This window comes from Rhizobium sp. FY34 (genome assembly GCF_005222845.1).
Taxonomy (GTDB): Bacteria; Pseudomonadota; Alphaproteobacteria; order Rhizobiales; family Rhizobiaceae; genus Neorhizobium.
This window is the reverse complement of record NZ_STFZ01000007.1, coordinates 119110-140053: the sequence shown is the minus strand read 5'-3', so window position 1 is coordinate 140053 and position 20944 is coordinate 119110. Positions and strand designations below refer to the sequence as shown.

Annotated in this window: 19 protein-coding genes and 1 other RNA gene; 14 read left to right on the top strand and 6 right to left on the bottom strand. The window is 61.6% G+C overall.

All coding sequences use genetic code 11. The features are described from left to right. The first annotated feature begins 6 nt into the window (after window positions 1-6). Complete coding sequence (locus E8M77_RS05445) at window positions 7-504, top strand: SH3 domain-containing protein (RefSeq protein WP_246659146.1); 498 nt, start codon at window positions 7-9, stop codon at window positions 502-504. On the opposite strand, the gene E8M77_RS05440 is transcribed toward E8M77_RS05445, so the two are convergent. After that, a complete protein-coding gene (locus E8M77_RS05440; RefSeq protein ID WP_137129609.1) occupies window positions 497-1489 on the bottom strand; it encodes an adenosine kinase in 993 nt (330 codons plus the stop codon). The two genes, E8M77_RS05445 and E8M77_RS05440, sit on opposite strands and share 8 nt — an antisense overlap. A gap of 315 nt (window positions 1490-1804) precedes the next feature. Here E8M77_RS05440 and E8M77_RS05435 point away from each other — a divergent pair, with 315 nt between their 5' ends. Next, the gene (locus tag E8M77_RS05435; protein ID WP_137129608.1) at window positions 1805-2752 is read left to right on the top strand and encodes an AEC family transporter; all 948 of its coding nucleotides are present in this window, start codon (window positions 1805-1807) and stop codon (window positions 2750-2752) included. 69 nt (window positions 2753-2821) lie between these two features. Here the strand turns inward: E8M77_RS05435 and E8M77_RS05430 are convergent, their stop codons facing one another. Beyond that, window positions 2822-3394 carry a cytochrome c family protein gene (locus E8M77_RS05430; RefSeq protein ID WP_137129607.1) on the bottom strand — a complete coding sequence of 191 codons (573 nt, stop codon included), beginning with the start codon at window positions 3392-3394 and terminating at the stop codon, window positions 2822-2824. A gap of 165 nt (window positions 3395-3559) precedes the next feature. Between E8M77_RS05430 and E8M77_RS05425 the strand changes: the two genes are divergently transcribed. From E8M77_RS05425 to E8M77_RS05415, 3 genes are all read left to right on the top strand, one after another. Then, window positions 3560-4315, top strand: a complete 756-nt coding sequence (locus E8M77_RS05425) for a 3-deoxy-manno-octulosonate cytidylyltransferase (protein ID WP_137129606.1) — start codon at window positions 3560-3562, stop codon at window positions 4313-4315. Window positions 4316-4326: 11 nt separating this feature from the next. After that, window positions 4327-5190 (top strand): prephenate dehydratase, encoded by an 864-nt coding sequence (locus E8M77_RS05420; RefSeq protein ID WP_137129605.1) that lies wholly within the window; start codon window positions 4327-4329, stop codon window positions 5188-5190. A 111-nt stretch (window positions 5191-5301) separates the two neighbouring features. Further along, window positions 5302-6213, top strand: a complete 912-nt coding sequence (locus E8M77_RS05415; RefSeq protein ID WP_137129604.1) for a DMT family transporter — start codon at window positions 5302-5304, stop codon at window positions 6211-6213. Here E8M77_RS05415 and nudC read toward each other — a convergent pair whose 3' ends face one another. Together nudC and E8M77_RS05405 are read right to left on the bottom strand one after the other, a co-directional pair. Continuing rightward, entirely contained in the window at window positions 6214-7176 is a 963-nt protein-coding gene (nudC, locus tag E8M77_RS05410) for an NAD(+) diphosphatase (protein WP_137129603.1), read from the bottom strand. A gap of 35 nt (window positions 7177-7211) precedes the next feature. After that, window positions 7212-7616, bottom strand: a complete 405-nt coding sequence (locus E8M77_RS05405; protein ID WP_170975755.1) for an HIT family protein — start codon at window positions 7614-7616, stop codon at window positions 7212-7214. A gap of 87 nt (window positions 7617-7703) precedes the next feature. On the opposite strand from E8M77_RS05405, the gene ffs reads away from it, so the two are divergent. The 3 genes from ffs to E8M77_RS05390 all read left to right on the top strand — a co-directional run bounded on the left by ffs (window position 7704) and on the right by E8M77_RS05390 (window position 10159). After that, window positions 7704-7800: signal recognition particle sRNA small type (ffs, locus tag E8M77_RS05400), an RNA gene on the top strand. 82 nt (window positions 7801-7882) lie between these two features. Next, window positions 7883-9814, top strand: a complete 1932-nt coding sequence (locus E8M77_RS05395; protein WP_137129601.1) for a DNA polymerase III subunit gamma/tau — start codon at window positions 7883-7885, stop codon at window positions 9812-9814. A 21-nt stretch (window positions 9815-9835) separates the two neighbouring features. Then, the gene (locus E8M77_RS05390; RefSeq protein ID WP_137129600.1) at window positions 9836-10159 is read left to right on the top strand and encodes a YbaB/EbfC family nucleoid-associated protein; all 324 of its coding nucleotides are present in this window, start codon (window positions 9836-9838) and stop codon (window positions 10157-10159) included. 16 nt (window positions 10160-10175) lie between these two features. Here the strand turns inward: E8M77_RS05390 and E8M77_RS05385 are convergent, their stop codons facing one another. After that, on the bottom strand, window positions 10176-10796 hold the full coding sequence (locus tag E8M77_RS05385; RefSeq protein WP_137129599.1) for an MOSC domain-containing protein: 621 nt from the start codon (window positions 10794-10796) through the stop codon (window positions 10176-10178). A 56-nt stretch (window positions 10797-10852) separates the two neighbouring features. Between E8M77_RS05385 and recR the strand changes: the two genes are divergently transcribed. Both recR and E8M77_RS05375 read left to right on the top strand, forming a co-directional pair. Further along, window positions 10853-11458, top strand: a complete 606-nt coding sequence (gene recR / locus E8M77_RS05380) for a recombination mediator RecR (protein ID WP_137129598.1) — start codon at window positions 10853-10855, stop codon at window positions 11456-11458. A 203-nt stretch (window positions 11459-11661) separates the two neighbouring features. Then, window positions 11662-12930, top strand: a complete 1269-nt coding sequence (locus E8M77_RS05375) for a lytic murein transglycosylase (RefSeq protein WP_246659136.1) — start codon at window positions 11662-11664, stop codon at window positions 12928-12930. A gap of 27 nt (window positions 12931-12957) precedes the next feature. On the opposite strand, the gene E8M77_RS05370 is transcribed toward E8M77_RS05375, so the two are convergent. Continuing rightward, on the bottom strand, window positions 12958-14610 hold the full coding sequence (locus E8M77_RS05370) for an MFS transporter (protein ID WP_246659135.1): 1653 nt from the start codon (window positions 14608-14610) through the stop codon (window positions 12958-12960). Window positions 14611-14851: 241 nt separating this feature from the next. Here E8M77_RS05370 and rimP point away from each other — a divergent pair, with 241 nt between their 5' ends. The 4 genes from rimP to infB all read left to right on the top strand — a co-directional run bounded on the left by rimP (window position 14852) and on the right by infB (window position 20633). Further along, window positions 14852-15439, top strand: coding sequence for a ribosome maturation factor RimP (gene rimP / locus E8M77_RS05365; protein WP_137129595.1), 588 nt, complete (start codon window positions 14852-14854; stop codon window positions 15437-15439). A 57-nt stretch (window positions 15440-15496) separates the two neighbouring features. Then, window positions 15497-17119: a transcription termination factor NusA gene (gene nusA, locus E8M77_RS05360; RefSeq protein ID WP_137129594.1), complete on the top strand. Its 1623-nt coding sequence runs from the start codon at window positions 15497-15499 to the stop codon at window positions 17117-17119. Further along, window positions 17116-17802, top strand: coding sequence for an RNA-binding protein (locus E8M77_RS05355; protein ID WP_137129593.1), 687 nt, complete (start codon window positions 17116-17118; stop codon window positions 17800-17802). The genes nusA and E8M77_RS05355 overlap by 4 nt, the downstream gene beginning before the upstream one ends. A 101-nt stretch (window positions 17803-17903) precedes the next feature. Continuing rightward, window positions 17904-20633, top strand: coding sequence for a translation initiation factor IF-2 (gene infB, locus E8M77_RS05350; protein ID WP_137129592.1), 2730 nt, complete (start codon window positions 17904-17906; stop codon window positions 20631-20633). The last annotated feature ends 311 nt before the right edge of the window (window positions 20634-20944 follow it).

The window sequence follows — 20944 nt, the reverse complement described above, 5'->3', positions numbered from 1 at the left end:
CTGGCCATGTTGGGAATTTTCGGCGCGCCGGTTTCCGCCGATGCACAAGGAGCGGGCAAGGGTGCAAGCGGGTTGCCCCTGCCGCGATTCGTCAGCCTGAAATCCAAGCGTGTCAATATTCGCGTTGGACCGAGCACCGATTACGCAGTCTCCTGGATGTATCTCAAGGAGGGGCTGCCGATGGAAATCATCCAGGAATACGAAAACTGGCGCCGCGTGCGCGATGCCGATGGCACCGAAGGCTGGGTCAACCAAGCCCTTCTGTCCGGCGAGCGCACAGCCATTGCAGCACCCTGGATGCGCAGCAAGGGAAGCGATGTCTTCGTCAATCTGCGCCGCGACCCGCAGGGCTCGGCACAAACCATCGCCAGGCTCGAGCCAGGCGTCATCATCCGCATCAGGGAATGCAATGGTAACTGGTGCCGAGCGGAAGCCGGCACCGTAGAGGGCTGGGTCAACCAGGGCGAGATCTGGGGCGCCTATCCGGGCGAGGCCTTCAAATAAGGCCTGCTTCCCGGCCCGCTTCTTCGAGAGAGACCATCGGCCGCGGGCCGAAATGCTGGATGACAATGCCGGCTGCCAGGCAGCCAAGCTTGCCGCAATCCTCAAGCGACTTGCCGGCCGTGTAGCCGACGAGGAAACCGGAGGCGAAGAGATCGCCGGCACCGGTGGTGTCGAGCACCCGGTCAACGGCAATCGCCTCGATCTTAATACGCTCATCGCCCTTGACGATGACAGCCCCTTCTTCACTCAGCGTCACGGCTGCCAGCTTGCAATCGGCAGAAAGCGATGCGAGCGCCAGATCGAAATCCTCGGTCTCGTAGAGCGACAGAGCCTCATCACGATTGGCAAACACGATATCCACCGTGCCCGAGCGCATCAGATCGAGGAATTCATCCCGATAACGGCCAACGCAGAAGGAATCCGACAGCGTCATGGAAACTTCGCGGCCATTCTCATGGGCAATGCGAGCGCATTCGCGAATGGCTTCCTTGGCGCGCGGCGGATCCCACAGATAACCCTCGAAATAGGTGACCTTGGACTGGGCCACGACTTCGGGCTCCACATGCTCTGGCCCCAGATCGACGCAGGCACCAAGAAACGTGTTCATCGAACGCTCGCCATCCGGCGTGACGAAGATCATCGAGCGGGCGGTCGGCGGGAATTTGCCGTCCGGCGCCGTCTGGTAATGAACGCCCTGGGCGCGGATGTCGTGGGAAAAGATCTTGCCAAGCTCGTCTTCAGCCACTTTGCCGAAATAGGCAGCTTTGGCGCCGAAACTTGCAACGCCTGCGGCCGTATTACCGGCGCTGCCGCCAGAGGCTTCGTGGGCGGGCCCCATCAGCGCATAGAGCTTTTCTGCCCGTTCCGCATCGATCAGGTTCATGGCGCCCTTGATGATGCCGTTTTCCTCGAGAAACCGGTCATCGCAACGAGACAGGATATCCACGATCGCATTGCCGATGGTCAGAACGTCGAACTTGCTCATAAGGCCCCTTAATCTCCGAGAATTGGCGACAACCTTCCTCTTATAACGTTCCGCCTTTAAGAAAAGCAAAAAAGCTGCCGAGACGTCTAAGCGGGTTTCGTCATCCGGGCGTCATCATAAGGCGCTAGAACGGCTTCATCGAACTGTTGCTGGACCACGGATGAACTGGCAGGCCACGGTTTCGATGCTCCCCGGTTAACGGGGCTAAAGCGGGCTTTGCCCGCTTTCGTTTTTTCAGCATCTGCGCAAGGATCGGTTTGTCCCGCTGCGATGAATGGGTTAGACCCATAGGCCTCATTCCGTGAAAGCCTCGCAGTGTCGTCAGTCTTCGTCAATGTCGCCCCGGTCTTCCTGCTGATCCTGATCGGCTGGGTTTTGGCCCGCACCGGCATATTGCGCGAGCAGACCGGCGATGCGCTGGCCGAATTCGTCTTCAAGATTGCCCTTCCCACTTTGATTTTCCGCACACTGGCCGAAGCGCATTTCGAGGGCGCGTCGCCCTTCCGGCTCTGGATCGCCTATTTCGGCGGCGTGGCCATCACCTGGACGGTCGGCACGCTGATTTCCGCCTATGTTTTCCGGCGTGATACCAAGATAGGCGTGATTGCCGGCATGTCTTCGGCCTTTGCCAACAATGTCTTTATCGGCCTGCCGCTCGTCGGGCGTTCCGTCGGCGATGACGGTATCGTGGCGATCTCCATCCTGCTCGCCATCCATCTGCCGCTGATGATGATTGCCGGAACCATCCTGATGGAGCATGCGACGGCCAAGGTGGATGGTGGCGGGCGCCACAGCCTGATGGCCGTCTTCCGGCAGGTCGGCGCCAACCTCATCCGCAATCCGCTGGTGATCGCGCTCTGCCTTGGCATTTCCTACAATCTGTCGGGGCTCGGTGCGCTTCCCGTCGTCGTCAAAAGCGTTGTCGATCAGATCGCCAGCGTCACGGCAGCAGCAGCGCTCATCTCGCTCGGCATGACGCTGCGCAAATATCCGGTGCGGGGAAACCTGTCTCTCGCTAGCGCCATGGCCGTTCTAAAGCTTGCTCTTTTGCCGGCCTGCGTGTTTGCACTGGCGCATGTGCTGGGCCTGTCGACAGCCTGGACGGCGGCCATGGTGCTGACCTCCTCGGTGCCGACCGGTATCAATGCCTGGATCATCGCGACACGCTTCCAGTCCGGCCAGAGCCTTGCGGCCTCGGTCATCAGCATCACCACCATTTTCGGCGTGATCTCGGTCAGCTTCTGGGCCTGGCTGCTCAGCTGACGCGCAGGCAAGGGGCCTCCAGACAGCAAAAGGCCCGGACGAACCGGGCCTTTGAACGTAATGGGGTGATCAGTTGGTCGCCGGCGGCGCTGCCGGGTCCGGCAGAGGCTTCGGGCTGTCGGCCAGCGAACGAAGATAGGCAATCACGTTTGCCCGCTCGTCGTCCTTCTTCAGGCCGGCAAAGCCCATGGCCGTTCCGTTGATGTAGGCCTTGGGGGCTGCCAGGAAGTGGTTGAGATGCTCGTAATCCCACTTCTCCGCACCACCTTTGGCAAAATCCTTCATGGCAGCCGAGTAGCTGAAGCCCTCATGTGCCGCGATAGGCCGATCAAGAATATCCCAAAGGCCGGGACCGACCTTGTTCGGGCTGCTCTTGTCGGCCGAATGACAGCTGGCACATTTCTTGAAGGAATTTGCACCGGCAGCCACATCAGCCTTTGCCAATAGTTGCGCAATCGGCACAGCCGCTGCGGTCGGAGCGTCTGCTCCGCCGGCACTTGGCGCCTCTTCGGCAACGATCGTAAAGCCCGGCTTCTCCGGCACTTCCGAATGGAACAGCCCTTCTGAGGCGATCGATACGGACATCATGACAAAGACAGTGCTGAGCAAGGCCCCCACAGCCATGTTCGTATAGGCATTCATCCGCGAAAAGCTCCTTCCCGCCTGCCGGCCCACCCGCCGGAATCACAGGCGTCCCACCTTGAAATTCATCGAAAGCTATGTCTTTTGCAGGTCCGGTGCAACCTGAATCGCCAGACTGCCCCTGAGACCATTTGCCATCCTTGGGCCGCTCGAGAAGAAAAAAACATGCGCAATCCGGCTTTTGACAAGACCCTGGTGCTTATTCCCGCGCGCATGGCCTCCACAAGACTGCCCAACAAACCGCTTGCCGATATCTGCGGAGCACCGATGATCGTGCAGGTCGCGCGTCGTGCGCAAGAGGCCAAGGCAGGCCGCGTGATCGTGGCCGTCGACGACCAGCGTGTGTTTGACGTTGTGCGGGATGCAGGCTTCGAGGTGGTGATGACGCGTGCCGACCACCAGTCCGGCTCGGATCGCATCTATGAGGCCGTGCAGGCCGCCGATCCCGATGGCCGGATGGAGTATATCGTCAATGTGCAGGGCGACCTGCCGACGATCGAGGCCGAGGCAGTGCGCGCGTCGCTGCGGCCGCTCGACAATCCGCAGGTGGATATTGCCACGCTGACGGTGGAAATCGACATGGACGAAGACAAGGTGAACCCCAATATCGTCAAGATCGTCGGCTCACCGCTGTCCGATACCCGCCTGCGGGCGCTGTATTTTACCCGCGCCACCGCGCCCTATGGCGAGGGGCCGCTCTACCATCATATCGGCCTCTATACCTATCGCCGCGCAGCACTTCAGCGCTTCGTCTCGCTTGGCCCTTCCGTGCTGGAGCAGCGCGAAAAGCTGGAACAGTTGCGTGCGCTGGAGGCCGGCATGCGCATTGACGTTGAGATCGTTGACTCCGTGCCGCTCGGTGTCGATACTCAGGCCGACCTCGACAAGGCTCGTGCGATCCTCGCCAGCCGCTCTCTCTGACGGACATCCCCATGGTTTCGACGACCAATCGCATCGCCTTCCAGGGCGATTTCGGCGCTAACTCCGATATGGCCTGCCGGGACATGTTCCCGACCATGGAGCCTTTGCCCTGCTCGACCTTCGAGGATGCCTTTACCGCGCTGGAAAGCGGCGAGGCGGATCTGGCGATGATCCCGATCGAAAACACGCTGGCCGGGCGCGTCGCCGATATTCACCATCTGCTGCCGGAATCGCGCCTGCATATCATCGGTGAATATTTCATGCCGATCCGCTTCCAGCTGATGGTTCTGCCGGGCGTTGCACGCGAGGAAATCCGCACCGTGCACAGCCATATCCATGCGCTCGGCCAATGCCGCAAGATCATCCGCTCCAACGGCTGGAAGGCTGTTGTGGCCGGCGATACGGCAGGCGCCGCCAAGCTGGTGGCCGAGCGCGGCGACCGCTCGATGGCAGCGCTTGCGCCACGGCTTGCCGCCGGTCTCTATGGCCTGGAGATCAGGCAGGAAAATGTCGAGGATTCCGAAAGCAACGTGACCCGCTTCGTCGTTCTGTCGCGCGACGAAAACTGGACAAAACGAACAGACGACAAGGACCTGATCGTCACCACCTTCGTCTTCAACGTGCGCAATATTCCGGCAGCGCTTTACAAGGCGCTTGGCGGCTTCGCCACCAATGGCATCAACATGACGAAGCTCGAAAGCTACCAGATCGGCGGCACCTTCACGGCAACCCAGTTCTATGCCGATATCGAAGGCCATCCCGACGATGCACCGGTGCGCCGGGCGCTGGAAGAACTGGCGTTCTTTTCTGAAAAAGTGCGCATTCTGGGCAGTTACCTCGGTCACCCGATGCGCCGGGCGCTGAACGGCGGCTGACAAGCCGGCCCTGCCTCAACCAGGTCCATTCGGCCCTATTTTATCTTCTCTCGGTTCAGCCCTTGGGCGCCGGCGCTTTGTCTGCGCGGCGCACTCGGCAAAGGAGATCCCATGCTGCTTGGTATTCTTGCCGGCCTCTTGACGGGCGCGCTCTGGGGCCTCACCTTCGTGGCGGCTCGGCTGGTGCATCCGTTTTCGGTCATCGACATCACCATTGGCCGCTATGCCATTTTCGGCCTGACCTGCCTTGTCACCATGCTGCATCCGCGGTTTCGCCTGCGCGGCTTCGGCATCAAGCGGGCGCTGATCGGCATGGCTCTCGGCATTATCGGCTATGTCGGCTATTTCGTGCTGACATCGCAGGCGGTGCTTCTGGCAGGGCCGGTGGTTCCGCCGCTCATCATCGGCGTGACGCCGGTGGTGCTGCCAGCCATTGCCAATCTCATCGACAAGACGATTGCCTGGCGCAGGCTTGCCCTGCCGCTCCTGATGATCGGTGCCGGCATTACCGTCGTCAATCTGGAACTGGTGGCCAAGCTCGATGTGGACGGACAAAGGATGATGCTGGCTGGGGCCGGCTGCGCGATCGCTGCCCTTCTGGTCTGGGTGGTCTATGGCATCATCAACGCCCATATGATGCGTGGCGACAATCCGCCCAGTGCCACCGACTGGACGAACCTGCATGGTCTGGGCGCACTGGGCGGCGCCATTCTTCTCCTGCCTTTGGCCTCGGACACCTATGCCACGGCATCGTCCGATCAACTGATGCATTTCCTCGGCTGGGCGCTGGTGCTTGGCATGGCCGCCTCATGGCTTGCCACCTGGTGCTGGAGCATTGCATCGCACCGTCTGCCGCTGACACTGACGGCGCAGTTGATCGTCGCGGAAACCGTGTTCGGCCTGATTTTCGGCCTATCGATGGACCTGCGCTGGCCAACACCGTCGGAAGGCTTCGGCTGCCTGTTGCAGATCCTCGGCGTGTCGCTGGCCGTGCGCGAGTTCACCCGCCGCAAAGCCGCCTGATCAGCGGCTCCAGTCCAGCCAGTCGCGCGTCAACCGGTTGGCGATGGCGCCGCGCGGCGGGGCAAAGGGTCCGGCGCCGGCCGGATCGGCATCCAGCATGGTCGAAACCTCGGCCCGCGTGAACCAGCGGCAATCCTGAAGCTCCTGCTCGTCACGGCTGATCTCGCTCGACAGCGCTTCGGCAAAACAGCCGATCATCAGCGAATGCGGCATGGGCCAGGGCTGTGAGGCATGGTAGCGCACGCGCCCGATGCGGATGCCGGATTCCTCGAATGTCTCGCGGCGCACCGCATCCTCGATCGTCTCGCCGGGTTCGACAAAGCCGGCCAGCGTCGAATACATGCCCGGCGCAAAATGATGCCCTCGCCCCAGAAGCACCAGATCGCTCGCCACATCGACGGTGAGCATGATCACCACCGGATCGGTGCGCGGAAACATCATGTGGTTGCAGGCGGGGCATTGGCGCTTGTAACCGCCAAGCTTGCTCTCGCTTCTCGTTCCGCATTTGCCGCAAAACAGATGGGCATCATTCCAGTGGATAAGGCTGAGGCCCTGCGCCACCTCGCCCAGCGTTTCCTCGTCCGCCAGCCCGTCGCGAAAGGCCGAGCGAGCATCGGTGAGGCGAAAATGCAAAGCAAGCTGTTCGGGATCGGTCAGAACCGGCATGGCGATGCGCGGTGAACCATCCTGGCGAAACCCAAGCAGCACAGCCTTGGCGGGATCAGGTTCCAGCACCGGCAGTTCGTGGCGGGCAAACAGGGGATCAAGCCCCGCCTCACGCTGTTTCAGCACCAGCCTGTTGCCGGCGAAGGCGAGGATATGCGCACCGTCCCTATTCATCGCGTCTTCAAGGCTTTGATCGGTGCGGTGTTCCGCATCGCGGTCAAGGCGATTGCCGGAAAAGGCGGTGAGGCGGCTTGCCTCGCCATGCGGAGCATCGGTGTCGAAAAGGGAAAGCGTCATGGGCAAGGCTTTGCAAGGTTCAGAGGGCTTGGGTTTCAGAGGGCTTGGATAATGGCCGAGAGAAAGGTTTTTCGCGCCGCCTCGTCATAGGTGACGGCGGAACCGAAGCCCCAGATCGGCCCCGGCCAGTTGGGATCGCCTTCGCTGCGCGCCACCACATGCACATGCAGTTGCGACACGACATTGCCGAGCGCGCCTATATTGATCTTGCCAGCCCCCGTGACGCGTTTCAGCGCTTCGGCAACCCTGCTGACTTCCTCAGCCAGGACCGCCTGATCCTGCGGCTCCAGCTCAAAAATCTCGGTTTTATCCGGTCGCTGCGGCACCAGCATCAGCCAGGGCCAGCGGCTGTCGTTGAGAATGCGCAACTGGCAAAGCTCAAACACCAGAACCAGGTCGGAATCGCGCGCCAGCCGGGCATCGAGATGAAATTCGCTCAAGATTTTCTCCTGCATTTTGAAACTTGCTAGCAGTTTTTTGGCGGCTTGGCTTGCATTTGGTGTTCGAAACGACGATATGTCGCCTCGGGAGGTTGGTGGTGGACGAGCCACTCGCCAACCGGGTCAGGTCCGGAAGGAAGCAGCCCTAACGAGCCAGGCACGGGTCGCCGTGCCAGCCTCCCACCTCATTCTTCTTTGGCCAGCGTCCGGTCGGTCCGCAATCCGGCACAGGCCGGGGCGGCCTTGTCAAAGGCTGGCGGAACTTCATGAGCGACATAGAGCCGCCGGAACACGGGCCGACAGTTTCGGGTAACGCGGCAAGCGCCGGCGCAGGCTACCGGGTTCTCGCGCGCAAATATCGTCCCAAGGATTTTTCCGATCTGATGGTCGGCCAGGAGCCGATGGTTCGCACGCTGACCAATGCGTTCGAGACCGGCCGCATTGCGCAGGCCTATATGCTGACTGGCGTTCGCGGCGTGGGCAAGACGACCACGGCCCGCATTCTCGCCCGTGCCTTGAACTACAAGACAGCCGAGATCGACAAGCCAACCATTGACCTTCGTATCCCCGGCGAGCATTGCCAGGCGATCATGGAAGGCCGGCATGTCGATGTGATCGAGATGGACGCCGCCTCGCATACCGGCATCGACGATATCCGCGAGATCATCGAGCAGGTGCGCTATCGCCCGGTTTCGGCCCGTTACAAGGTCTATATCATCGACGAAGTGCATATGCTCTCGACGCAGGCCTTCAACGGGCTGTTGAAGACGCTCGAAGAGCCGCCCGAGCATGTGAAGTTCATCTTCGCCACCACCGAAATCCGCAAGGTTCCAATCACCGTTCTGTCGCGCTGCCAGCGTTTCGATCTGCGCCGCATCAGTGCGGCCGATCTTGTCGGGCTGTTTTCGACGATCCTGGGCAAGGAAGGCATTCCCTGCGAACAGGAAGCACTGTCAATGATTGCGCGCGCGGCGGAAGGCTCTGCCCGCGACGGCCTGTCGCTGCTCGATCAGGCGATTGCCCATGGCGGCGGCAGCGTGCAGGTGGAGACCGTGCGCGGCATGCTGGGTCTTGCCGACCGGGCGCGCATCGTCGATCTCTTTGCGCATGTGGTGAATGGCGATGTCACTGCTGCGCTCTCCGAATTTACCGCCCAGTATGAGGCCGGCGCCAATCCGGTCGTGGTGCTGACGGATCTGGCTGATTTCACCCATCTGGTGACACGCTTCAAATATATTCCGGACGCAGCCGAAGACCCATCACTGTCGGAAGTCGAGCGCCTGCGCGGTGCCGAATTTGCCGGCACGGTCGCCGTTACCACGCTGTCTCGCCTGTGGCAGATGCTGCTGAAGGGCATTCCGGAAGCGGAAAACTCCTCGCGGCCTGCCGGTGCAACAGAAATGGTGCTGATCCGGCTGACGCATGCCGCGCATCTGCCGTCACCGGAAGATGCCGCACGCCGTGTGGCCGAGCTTCTGAACGGCGGCGGCGATGCTGCATCACCGGCGCCACCGTCCGACAATGGCAATGGCGGCGCGCGCGCAAGCCTTGCACCGCAGGCCAATGTGATGGCGCGCGGCCTGGACCAGCCGCCCGGTGCCCGCATGACATCCGGGGGCCCAAGTGCGATGCTGGCTGCCGTTCCGTCTTCGGCACTGTCACCGGCACAGGCCCAGCCGATGGCCATGGGCCGCACGGAAGAGCGCCCGGCAAGCCGAGAGGCTACAGCCCTTCAGCCCAAGGTTCCGATTACTTCGCTCTCCGATATTGCCGAGCTTTGCACCAAGCACCGCGACCCCAAGCTGAAGGCGCTGCTGCGCGGCTTCGTACGGCTGGTCAAGGTGGATCCGGGCCGGCTGGAGATCAACCTTCCCGCCGATGCGCCGAAAAGCATCGTCAGCGATCTTCAGCGCCGGCTGGAGGAATGGACGGACATCCGCTGGATGGTCATCCTTAGCCGCGAGGCCGGATCGCAGACGCTTGCGGAGGTGGAAAGCCATGCCCGCGAGGCAAGACTGACCGATGCGCGGGCCGATCCGGACGTGGCAGCCATCCTGTCGCAGTTTCCCGGCGCCCGCATCACCGATGTGCGCATTCGCGTGACCGAAGAGGCGGGCGATCTGGACGAAGCACCGGCGCCGGCCGCCGTGGAAACCGCAGAGGGCGACATTCTGCCCGGCGACGATATCGAATTTTGACAACAGCAAAGGAGTGACCAAATGCGCGACATCATGGGCATGATGGGCAAGGTCAAGGAAATGCAGGCCAAGATGGAATCGGTGCAGGCAGAAATTGCCGCGCTCGACATCGAGGGCAAGTCCGGCGGCGGATTGGTTGTCGTGCGCCTCAATGGCAAGGGCGAGATGCTGGGCCTCAAGGTCGATCCGTCGCTTTTCAAGGAAGACGAGGTCGAGATCCTCGAAGATCTGATCATTGCCGCCCACAAGGATGCCAAGGAAAAGGGCGAGGCCATCGCTCAGGAAAAGATGGCGGGCCTGACGGCTGGAATTCCCCTGCCGCCCGGCATGAAGCTGCCGTTCTGATCTGGCCTTGGCTAGACTAAATGTTCGCCTGGAGTTCGGCGCGTAGCTTCGTGTGGATCGGCGCTGCTAGATAACGCTTCCGGTCTTGCGGCGCAAGCTGTTTGCCGAACAGGCGCATCATCTCAGGGACAGGGACTTTTTCTCCCGCAAAGGGCGTGAAGACCACGTCTTCGCCGGCACTCATGGCGCCGCAGACGAGAACCCGGCAGTAAATGCCGGGTCTGGCTGCCGCGGTATAGCGCTTGGCAAATTTCGCGTCACCCATGCGGGCTGAAAATGTATTGCAGGGAATGCGCGCCGATGTGGCTTCCAGCAGCACGCCTCCGGATAGCTGAAACTGGTCTCCGGCGCCAACATTGCGGTTGTCCAGCCCGTCGATCACCAGGTTTTCGCCAAACAGGCCAGGCGCCAAAACCTGTCCAAGCTCGCTAGCCCACCAGTCGAGTGTAAGGCCGCCCTCCACATAGACCGCCTGATCCGGCCCGCCGTGATATTTGCGATTGCAGATCGAATCACCCACCAGCCCGTTTTCATCGACCAGCACGGCACCACTCACCGGCACCTTGTTGATGCCGGTCTTATAGCTCTTGCCCGACAGTTTCTCGGGCAATCCCAGGCATATGGCGCTGACTTTCACGAGAGAAGCCTCACTGTGCGATTCCGTTTGCCACTCTTATCGTCTAAAAGCGGCGCATGGCAAAACGCGTTACCGGTCCCGAAATCGAAAAACTCATCCAGCTTCTGGCCAAGGTGCCGGGGCTTGGCCCCCGCTCCGCGCGGCGGGCAGCGCTGCATCTGATTAAAAAGCGCGAACAGTTGATGGGGCCGCTCGCAACAGCCATCGGCGAAGCCTATGACAAGGTGAAGGTCTGCTCACGCTGCGGCAATGTCGATACGGTCGATCCCTGCACGGTGTGCACCGACGATCGGCGCGACCATACGGTCATCATCGTGGTGGAGGATGTCTCGGATCTCTGGGCGCTGGAACGGGCAAGCGCCATGAACGCCGCCTATCACGTGCTGGGCGGCACGCTCTCCCCGCTCGATGGCGTGGGTCCGGATGATCTGAACATCAAGGGCCTGATCGACCGGGTGAGCGAAGGCGGGGTGCGCGAGATCATCATTGCCGTGAATGCCACTGTCGAGGGCCAGGCGACCGCACATTACATCACCGACCGGCTTTCGGAACTGCCGGTGAAGATTACCCGCCTGGCGCATGGCGTGCCGGTGGGCGGCGAACTCGATTATCTCGATGAAGGCACGCTGACGGCAGCGCTTCGCGCCCGAACGGCGATATGAGGACGATTGAGCCAATGCTGAGCCGGTTCGGAATCACCCCCCTCTGGCCTGCCGGCCATCTCCCCCTCACGGGGGGAGATCAGGGATGCAAGCGCTCCAACCCCACTCACCGCAGACCGAAGCAGGATGCTCATTGCGCTTCTACTTCGTTTTTCATGGAAGCGAGCGGTCGGCTCCAGCCAATCTCCCTCCTTGAGGGGGAGATGCCCGGCAGGGCAGAGGGGGGTATTCGCGCAAGACTTGCCACCTGCTGTTTGATTCTCTCCCTTCTGATTCCCCTCCCGGCGCTTGCCGCCCCCTCCAAATCCGAGGTGGAAGCACAGTTCCGCAGCTGGATCGCCAAGGATGTGACGCAAGAAGCAAGGCAGGCCGGTGTCTCGGCACCCACCATCGAAAACGCTTTCTCCGGCGTGAAGCTATACTGGGATCTGCCGGATCTGGTACCGCCCGGCACCACGCCCCCCAAGGAGCGCGACCAGAGCCAGGCGGAATTTGCCTCGCCCGGCGCCTATTTTTCCGAGCAGCGGCTGCAGGGGCTGGCCGCAACAGGCCGGTCGCTTTACGCCACCCATGCCGCAACCTTGCGCAAGGTGGAACAGACCTATGGCGTTCCGGGTGCGATCGTTGTCGCGATCTGGGGGCGCGAATCAGGCTATGGCCGCGCAAAGCTCCCCTATCCGGCGATCGGCGTGCTGGCCACCAAGGCCTTCATGTCCACCCGCAAGGAGATGTTCCGCACCGAACTGATCGACGCCCTGCGCATTCTCGAGCATGGCGATGTCACGGCTGAGAACATGATGGGCTCCTGGGCCGGCGCGCTTGGCCAGCCACAGTTCATGCCCTCGAGCTATGCCCGCTACGCCGTGGATTTCGATGGCGACGGGCGCGCCGACATCTGGAATTCAGTGCCGGACACACTCGCCTCCATTGCCCATTACCTGGCGCTGAAGGGCTGGCAACGCGGCCGCGACTGGGGTTTCGAGGTCAATATTCCGGCCAAAATCTCCTGCGCGCAGGAAGGGCCGGATCTTGCCAAGCCGATCTCCGCCTGGGCTGCCATGGGCATCACCCGCGTTGCCGCCAAGCCGTTTCCGTCGGGCGAGGCAAAGCTTGATGGCATGATGCTGGTGCCCGCCGGCCGGCACGGACCGGAATTCCTCGTCACGCCAAATTTCTACGTGCTGAAGGAATACAATAATTCCGACCTCTATGCGCTGTTCATCGGCAATCTGGCCGATCGCATCTCGCATAATGGTGGTGCGTTCGAAGCGCCATGGGGCGCTGTCGGCAAGATGCTGCGTTCCGACGTGCTTTCCATGCAGCAAAGCCTGCAGGCCAAGGGCTATGATGTGGGCAGAGCCGATGGGCTTGCCGGCTTCAAGACGCGCCGTTCGCTCGGCGACTGGCAGGCCAAGGCGGGGCTTTCACCCACCTGCTTCCCGGATGAGAGCCTGAAGGCAAAGCTGCGCTGAGTGTTCTTCGGCTATGCAGATCCTCCCTCAGTGGTGCAGGTCTAGCCGTGTCTTGTGGAAGATATCGTCTTCCGTGTCGAGCGGCGGAATGGCCTGGCGCTCGATCATGCGGTGCACGCGCGGCCCATCCGGCCCGGCATGCAGTTCGCGAATGCGCGTCCACACTTCCGAATCGGTCTGGGTACGGCGCTGATTGTGGCGCACATAATCGGCCCAGGTGGCGGTGTGATAGGTTTCCGTCCAGATATCCGGGTTTTCCAGATCGCGCATGAGCGCCCATTGCCGCGCACCATCGCGGATGCGGATGCGCCGCCGTTCCGACATCAGCGTCAGGAACTCGGTGACGTTTTCCTCCCGGATCGTGTAGTCGATCAGAAGCACGATCGGGCCGCTGCGCGGCTGCAGGTCAAGCCGCAGCGACGGTTCGCGAAACGTGTTCACGGGATCGAGGTTCAGGGTTTCGAGCGAGGGAAGCCCAAGCTTCCAGCCAATCAGCGCCCCAAACACCATGGCAAGACTTGCCAGCATAAGCGCGGTGGAGACGCCATAGGTTTCTGCAAGCGAACCCCAGAGCCAGCCGCCGACGGCGATGCCGCCAAAGGCCGCCGTCTGGTAGAAGGACAGCGCTCGGCCAACCACCCAGCGCGGGGTAGACAGTTGCACCGTCGTGTTGAACAGCGACAGTGACAGCACCCAGCAGGCGCCGGGCACCAGAAGCACGAGACAGGTGACGATGGTCGAATGGGAGAGTGCGGCCACGACAGTGCTCAGCGCAAAGCCGGTAAAGGACAGGCGCACGATCATTTCACTGGAGAACATTTCGCGCAGGCGTGCATTCAGCATGGCACCGCCGACGGCGCCAACACCGAAGGCGCCGAGCATGAAGCCATAGGTGAGCGGCCCACCGGCCACCAGATCCCGCGCCACAAGTGGCAAAAGTGCCAGGATGGCGCTGGCTGCAAGGCCAAACAGTGCCGACCGGAACAGAACATTGATGAGCTTGGGCGACATCGCCACATAGCCAAAACCGGCAGACAGAGCGCGCCCCAGTGTTTCGCGCGGCAATTTGCTGGCCCGTTCCTCCTGTTTCCAGCGCAGAAGCGCAAAGATAAGCGCGAAATAGCTGAGCGCATTGGCGGCAAAGGCGGCTGCTGCACCGAAGGCAGCAACGATGGCGCCGCCGATTGCCGGGCCGACACTGCGGGTGATGTTGAAGCCGACACTGTTCAGGGTCACGGCGGCCGGCAGCACCTCGCGCGGCACAAGATCGCCCACAGAGGCCTGCCAAGAGGGATTGTTGAGCGCCGTTCCGCAGCCGATCAGAAAGGTGAAGGAGAGCAGCAGCCAGGGTGTCAACAGACCGAGAAAGGCAAAGGCGGTGAGCAGTATCGACATTGCCAGCATGAAGGCTTGCGCCGTCAGCATGATGCTGCGGCGATTGTAATTATCCGCCAGTGCGCCCGCCACCAGCGAAAACAGCATGATGGGCAGCGCGGTGGACGATTGCACCAGCGCCACCATGTTTTCGGAAGAAGAAATCGCCGTCATCATCCAGGCAGCGCCCACGGCCTGGATCAGGCCACCGAAATTGGACGCGATACTGGCAATCCAGATGGTGCGGAATGTCTGGTGACCGAAAGGCGCCAGGGGGGAGACCCGCTCGGGCACGGTAAACCTCATGCGTAAGATACTATCGTCTGATGTCATCAAATTAGACGCCACATCACCGGCGGCAAGCGGAAAAGATGCCGCTTTGCAGGAAAGCGCGCTGCCCTTGCATTCTGGGCACCGACGGCGTATAGCACTTTTAAATTCTTGATCGTCAGATGAAGGGTGGGGCCTGACAAGGACCCGCTCTTTTTTGTTAGGCGGTCGGATCTGCAGCATCATCGCCGGGACGGCGACAGCGCCGAAAGACCAAATGCAGGATAGCCAAAAGGAACCGCGTCTCGTTGTCGAGACAGGCCTCGACCTTAGGGTCGCCGAAATCATCGAGCCGACGCTCGATGCCATGGATTTCCGTCTCGTGCGGGTCCGCCTCTTGAACCAGAATGGTTTGACGCTGCAGATCATGTGCGAGCGCAATGACGGCACAATGACCGTCCAGGATTGCGAAGCCGTGTCCACGGCCGTGTCACCGGTTCTTGATGTGGATGATCCGATCGACAAGGCGTATCATCTGGAAGTGTCTTCGCCCGGTATCGACCGGCCCATGGTTCGCAAGTCGGATTTTGTCCGCTGGAGCGGCCATCTGGTGAAATGCGAGACCTCCGTGCTTCTCGACGGACGCAAGCGTTTCCGCGGCAAGATCGTCGAGACGGACGAAAACGGCTTTACGCTGGAGCGGGATCAACCTGCCTATGGCGAAGAAGCGCGTGTGACCATTCCCTATTCGGCGCTGGCCGAGGGCAAGCTGATTTTGACGGATGATCTGATCCGCGATGCACTGAGAGCCGACAAGCTGGCCAAGGCGCAAGCCGCGAACCAGAACGGCGAAGACGACGAGTAAACATTTCAGCCCCTCCACCGGAGGGCTGCACAATTCGATCTACGGAGACCGACGACAATGGCAGTGAGTGCGAACCGGCTAGAACTTCTGCAGATTGCAGATGCAGTTGCGCGCGAAAAGGTCATCGACCGCGAGATCGTGCTGGCCGCCATGGCTGACGCGATCCAGAAGGCGGCCCGCTCGCGTTACGGCACCGAAAGCAATATCCGCGCCGACATCAACTCGAAGACCGGCGAAATCCGCCTGCAGCGTCTTCTGGAAGTCGTCGATCACGCGGAAGACTATACGACGCAGATCCCGCTGGCTCTGGCCCGTGACCGCAATGTCGATGCCAAGATCGGCGACTTCATTGCCGATCCGCTGCCGCCGATGGATTTCGGCCGTATCGCGGCACAGTCGGCCAAGCAGGTCATCGTGCAAAAGGTGCGCGAAGCCGAGCGTGACCGTCAGTTCGACGAGTTCAAGGATCGCGTCGGCGAAATCATCAACGGCACGGTCAAGCGCGTCGAATATGGCAATGTGATCGTCGATCTGGGCCGTGGCGAAGGCATCATCCGTCGTGACGAGATGATCCCGCGTGAAAACATGCGCTATGGCGACCGCGTGCGCGCCTATGTCTACGATGTGCGCCGCGAACAGCGTGGTCCGCAAATTTTCCTGTCGCGTACCCATCCGCAGTTCATGGTCAAGCTCTTCACCATGGAAGTGCCGGAAATCTACGACGGCATCATCCAGATCAAGTCGGTGGCCCGTGATCCGGGTTCGCGCGCCAAGATCGCCGTGATTTCCAATGACAGCTCGATCGATCCGGTCGGCGCCTGCGTCGGTATGCGCGGCTCGCGCGTTCAGGCCGTTGTCGGCGAATTGCAGGGCGAGAAGATCGACATCATTCCGTGGAGCCAGGATCCGGCCTCATTCATCGTCAACGCATTGCAGCCGGCGGAAGTCGCCAAGGTCGTGCTTGACGAAGATGCAGAGCGCATCGAAGTCGTGGTGCCGGATGAGCAGCTGTCGCTGGCCATCGGCCGTCGCGGTCAGAACGTGCGTCTGGCCTCGCAGCTGACCGGCTGGGATATCGACATCATGACGGAAGCCGAGGAATCGGAACGCCGCCAGAAGGAATTCAACGAACGCACCAACCTGTTCATGAATTCGCTCGATGTCGACGAAATGGTCGGACAGGTTCTGGCCTCCGAAGGCTTCGCGCAGGTCGAAGAACTGGCCTATGTGGATCTCGACGAAATCGCCTCGATCGATGGCTTTGACGAAGATACCGCCAGCGAAATCCAGATGCGTGCCCGCGATTATCTGGATCGCATTGAGGCGGAAATGGATGCCAAGCGCGTTGCACTTGGCGTTCAGGATGAATTGCGCCAGATCGAGGGCCTGACGGCCAAGATGCTGGTGGCCCTGGGTGAAGACGGCATCAAGTCGGTGGAAGATTTCGCCGGCTGCGCCGCCGACGACCTGATCGGCTGGTCCGAGCGCAAGGATGGCGAGACGAAGAAATTCGAAGGTCTGTTCTCGAAGTTCGACGTGTCGCGCGTTGAGGCAGAAAACATGATCGTGCAGGCCCGTCTTCTGGCAGGCTGGATCACCCAGGAAGATCTCGACAAGCAGATGGCCGAGGCTGAAACCGCCGAAGCTGACGAGGAGGCGGACGCCGCAGTTCAGGAATGATTGCGGCCGAGACTGCCGGTGAAACGGACGCTGACGATGGGGAGCTGGTCGTGAATGATCGCACCTGCATTGTCACGCGCGAGGCAACATCGCCGGACATGCTCATCCGTTTCGTGGCATCGCCGGATGGCGGTGTCGTTCCGGATCTGAAGCGGCAACTGCCGGGTCGTGGCTGCTGGATCAAGGCAGACCGCAGCCTGGTGGAGCGGGCCATGCAGCGCAAGCTGTTTGCCCGCGCGCTGAAGACGGATGTGAAGCCGTCGCCGGATCTCGGCGACCTGGTGGACCGGCTTTTGTCAGCCGATCTTGCCGGCATGATGAACATGGCGCGCAAGGCCGGCCAGTTCGTCACTGGCGCGACGAAAGTGGATGCGGCCATCCGCTCCGGCCAGGCCGCAGGCGTGTTTCACGCCGTGGATGCCGCAGCAGACGGCGTGAGAAAGATTGACCAGGCCCGCAAGGCCTGGCGGCTTGGAACGGATGCTGAAATGGAGATCGCCTCCTTCCGGCTCTTTACCTCGGCCGAAATGGACGAACTGATGGGTCAGAATGCTTTTATCCATGCTGCGGCGCTTGCCGGACAGGCGGGTGAAGGTGTAGTGAAACGCGCAACCATGCTCGATACGTACCGCAATGGCGGTCAATCCGGAGCAAATGGCGGCGCTGGCCGGTCAGAGACATGACGTGGTCACCGGCATTCGCCGGCAGCCGCATTGGACAGTTGTATTGAACGACAGGATTTGATGGTTTCCATCTCTGTTCCTGTCGGAAGGAACAGGAACGGATGACCGATAGTAAAGACGACAACACACTCAGCGTTACGGGCAAGAAGACCCTCACCCTGAAGCCTTCGGGGACGAGCCAGGGTACCGTGCGCCAGGACATGGGTCGCGGTCGCACCAAGGCGGTCGTGGTGGAGACGCGCAAGCGCCGCCCGCTGCGCCCGGAAGACGAAAAGCCGATCACGCCGGTTGTTGCAGCACCCGCGCCGCGTCCGATCGAACCGGCTCCGGCGCCGCAGCGCCCTGTGCAGGAGGCTCGTCCCCAGGCACCGCGTCCGCACCAGCCGAACCAGAACAATAACCGCTCGCAGCAGAATGCGCCGCAGCGCCCGCAGTCCACGCCGCAACGCCAGCCCGACCGGCCACGTGGTGCGGTTCTTCACGATCTGTCGGCCAGCGAAATGGACGCCCGTCGCCGTGCGCTCGCAGAAGCCCAGGCCCGTGATATCATCGAAGCCAAGCAGCGCGCCGAAGATGAAGCCCGCCGCAAGATCGAGGAAGCGCAGCGCGCCATCGAGCAGAAGGCCGAGGACGAGCGTCTGGCCGCTGAAGCCAAGCTTCGGGCCGCAGAAGCGCCCGTTGCGGCACCGGCGCCCGTCGAAGTGCCGGCTGCCCCGGCACCGGCACCAGTCGTTGCCCGCACAAATGATGGCCGTCCGCAGGCACCGCGCACGGTGACCCCGGCTGCTGCCCCTGCACAGCCCGGCGTCGTGCGTGGCCGCAAGAGCGGCGAAGAGGACGATGATCGCGGTCCCGCCCGTGGCGCGCCGAACCGTGGCAAGGTCACGGCACCGGTGCCAGCAAAGGTGCCTGCCCGCCCGAAGGTCGAGGAAGACCGACGCCGCGGCAAGCTGACGGTGACCACGGTCAGCACGGATGACGATGGCAATGCCCGTGGCCGCTCCATGGCCGCGACCCGTCGCCGCCAGGAAAAGTTCCGTCGCAGCCAGATGCAGGAAACCCGCGAAAAGGTTATGCGCGAGGTCATCCTGCCGGAAACGATCACCATTCAGGAACTGTCGCAGCGCATGTCCGAGCGCGCCGTTGACGTGATCAAGTACCTGATGAAGGAAGGCCAGATGATGAAGCCGGGCGACGTCATCGACGCCGATCTGGCTGAAATCATCGCCACCGAATTCGGCCACACGGTCAAGCGCGTGTCGGAATCAGACGTTGAAGAAGGCATTTTCAACGTCCAGGACGACGAAGGCGAACTGGTCTCGCGTCCCCCGGTCGTCACGATCATGGGTCACGTCGACCACGGCAAGACCTCGCTGCTCGACGCCATCCGCAAGACCTCGGTCGTATCGGGCGAAGCCGGTGGCATCACCCAGCATATCGGCGCCTATCAGGTCGAGCAGAACGGCCAGAAGATCACCTTCATCGACACCCCCGGCCACGCCGCCTTCACGGCCATGCGTGCCCGTGGTGCGCAGGCCACCGATATCGCCGTTCTGGTGGTTGCCGCCGATGACAGCGTGATGCCGCAGACGATCGAATCCATCAACCATGCCAAGGCTGCCGGCGTGCCGATCATCGTGGCGATCAACAAGATCGACAAGCACGAAGCCAAGCCGGAGAAGGTGCGCCAGCAGCTTCTGCAGCACGAAGTCTTCGTGGAATCGCTCGGCGGTGAAGTGCTCGACGTGGAAGTTTCGGCCAAGAACCGTCTCAACCTCGACAAGCTGCTCGAAGCCATCCTGCTGCAGGCCGAAATCCTCGACCTGAAGGCAGATCCGAGCCGCACGGCCGAAGGCACCGTCATCGAAGCCCAACTCGATCGTGGTCGCGGCTCCGTGGCCACGGTCCTGATCCAGAAGGGCACGCTGCGCCCCGGCCAGATCATCGTTGCCGGCGATCAGTGGGGCCGCGTTCGCGCCCTCGTCAACGACAAGGGTGTACACGTCAAGGAAGCGGGCCCTGCCATGCCGGTCGAAGTTCTCGGCCTGTCTGGTACGCCGGCTGCCGGTGACCGTTTTGCCGTCGTCGAGAACGAAGCCCGCGCCCGCGAGATCTCCGAGTATCGTCAGCGTCTGGCCCGCGACAAGGCCGCAGCCCGTCAGTCTGGCCAGCGTGGTTCGCTGGAGCAGATGATGAGCCAGCTCCAGAACACCGGCTTCAAGGAATTCCCGCTGGTCATCAAGGGCGACGTCCAGGGCTCGATCGAAGCCATTATCGGCGCACTCGACAAGCTGGGAACCGACGAAGTGCGTGCACGCATCGTGCATTCGGGTGCCGGTGGTATCACCGAGTCGGATATCGCGCTTGCGGAAGCTTCGAACGCCGCCATCATCGGCTTCAACGTTCGTGCAAATCCGCAGGCCCGCACACTGTCCGAGCGCGAAGGCATCGAGATCCGCTACTACAATATCATCTACGACCTGGTGGATGACGTGAAGGCAGCGATGTCGGGCCTTCTGTCACCGGAGCGTCGCGAAACCTTCCTCGGCAATGCCGAGATCCTCGAAGTGTTCAACATCACCAAGACCGGCAAGGTCGCGGGTTGCCGTGTCATCGAGGGCAAGGTCGAACGTGGGGCTGGCGTGCGCCTGGTGCGCGACAACGTCGTCATCCACGAAGGCAAGCTCAAGACGCTCAAGCGCTTCAAGGACGAAGTCACCGACGTGCCGATGGGACAGGAATGCGGCATGGCCTTCGAGAACTACGAAGACATCCGCGCCGGCGACACGATCGAGTGCTTCCGCGTGGAGCACATCACCCGCACGCTCTGATCGCGCGCAGGTTTTACCATCAAACGCCGGGCCCTTGGGTCCGGCGTTTTTCGCTACTGGCGCGGTATCTGCACGGCATTGCGTGCGATTCTCTTTGTGTCACGCGCACATTATAGTTGCCAAAAGAACTCAAGTTTATTATCGGGTAGACAAGACAGAGTGAGCGGAAGCTAGAGGTGACAACCCTGGGCTTTCGTATCCTGCGCTTGCCGGAGAAGGGCCTTTGCGGCGTAGCGCCTTCCAAATCATGCACATCCGGAGTTTGCCCATGTCGATCCTTCGCCCAGCCGCCGTGACTGCCGGATACCGGC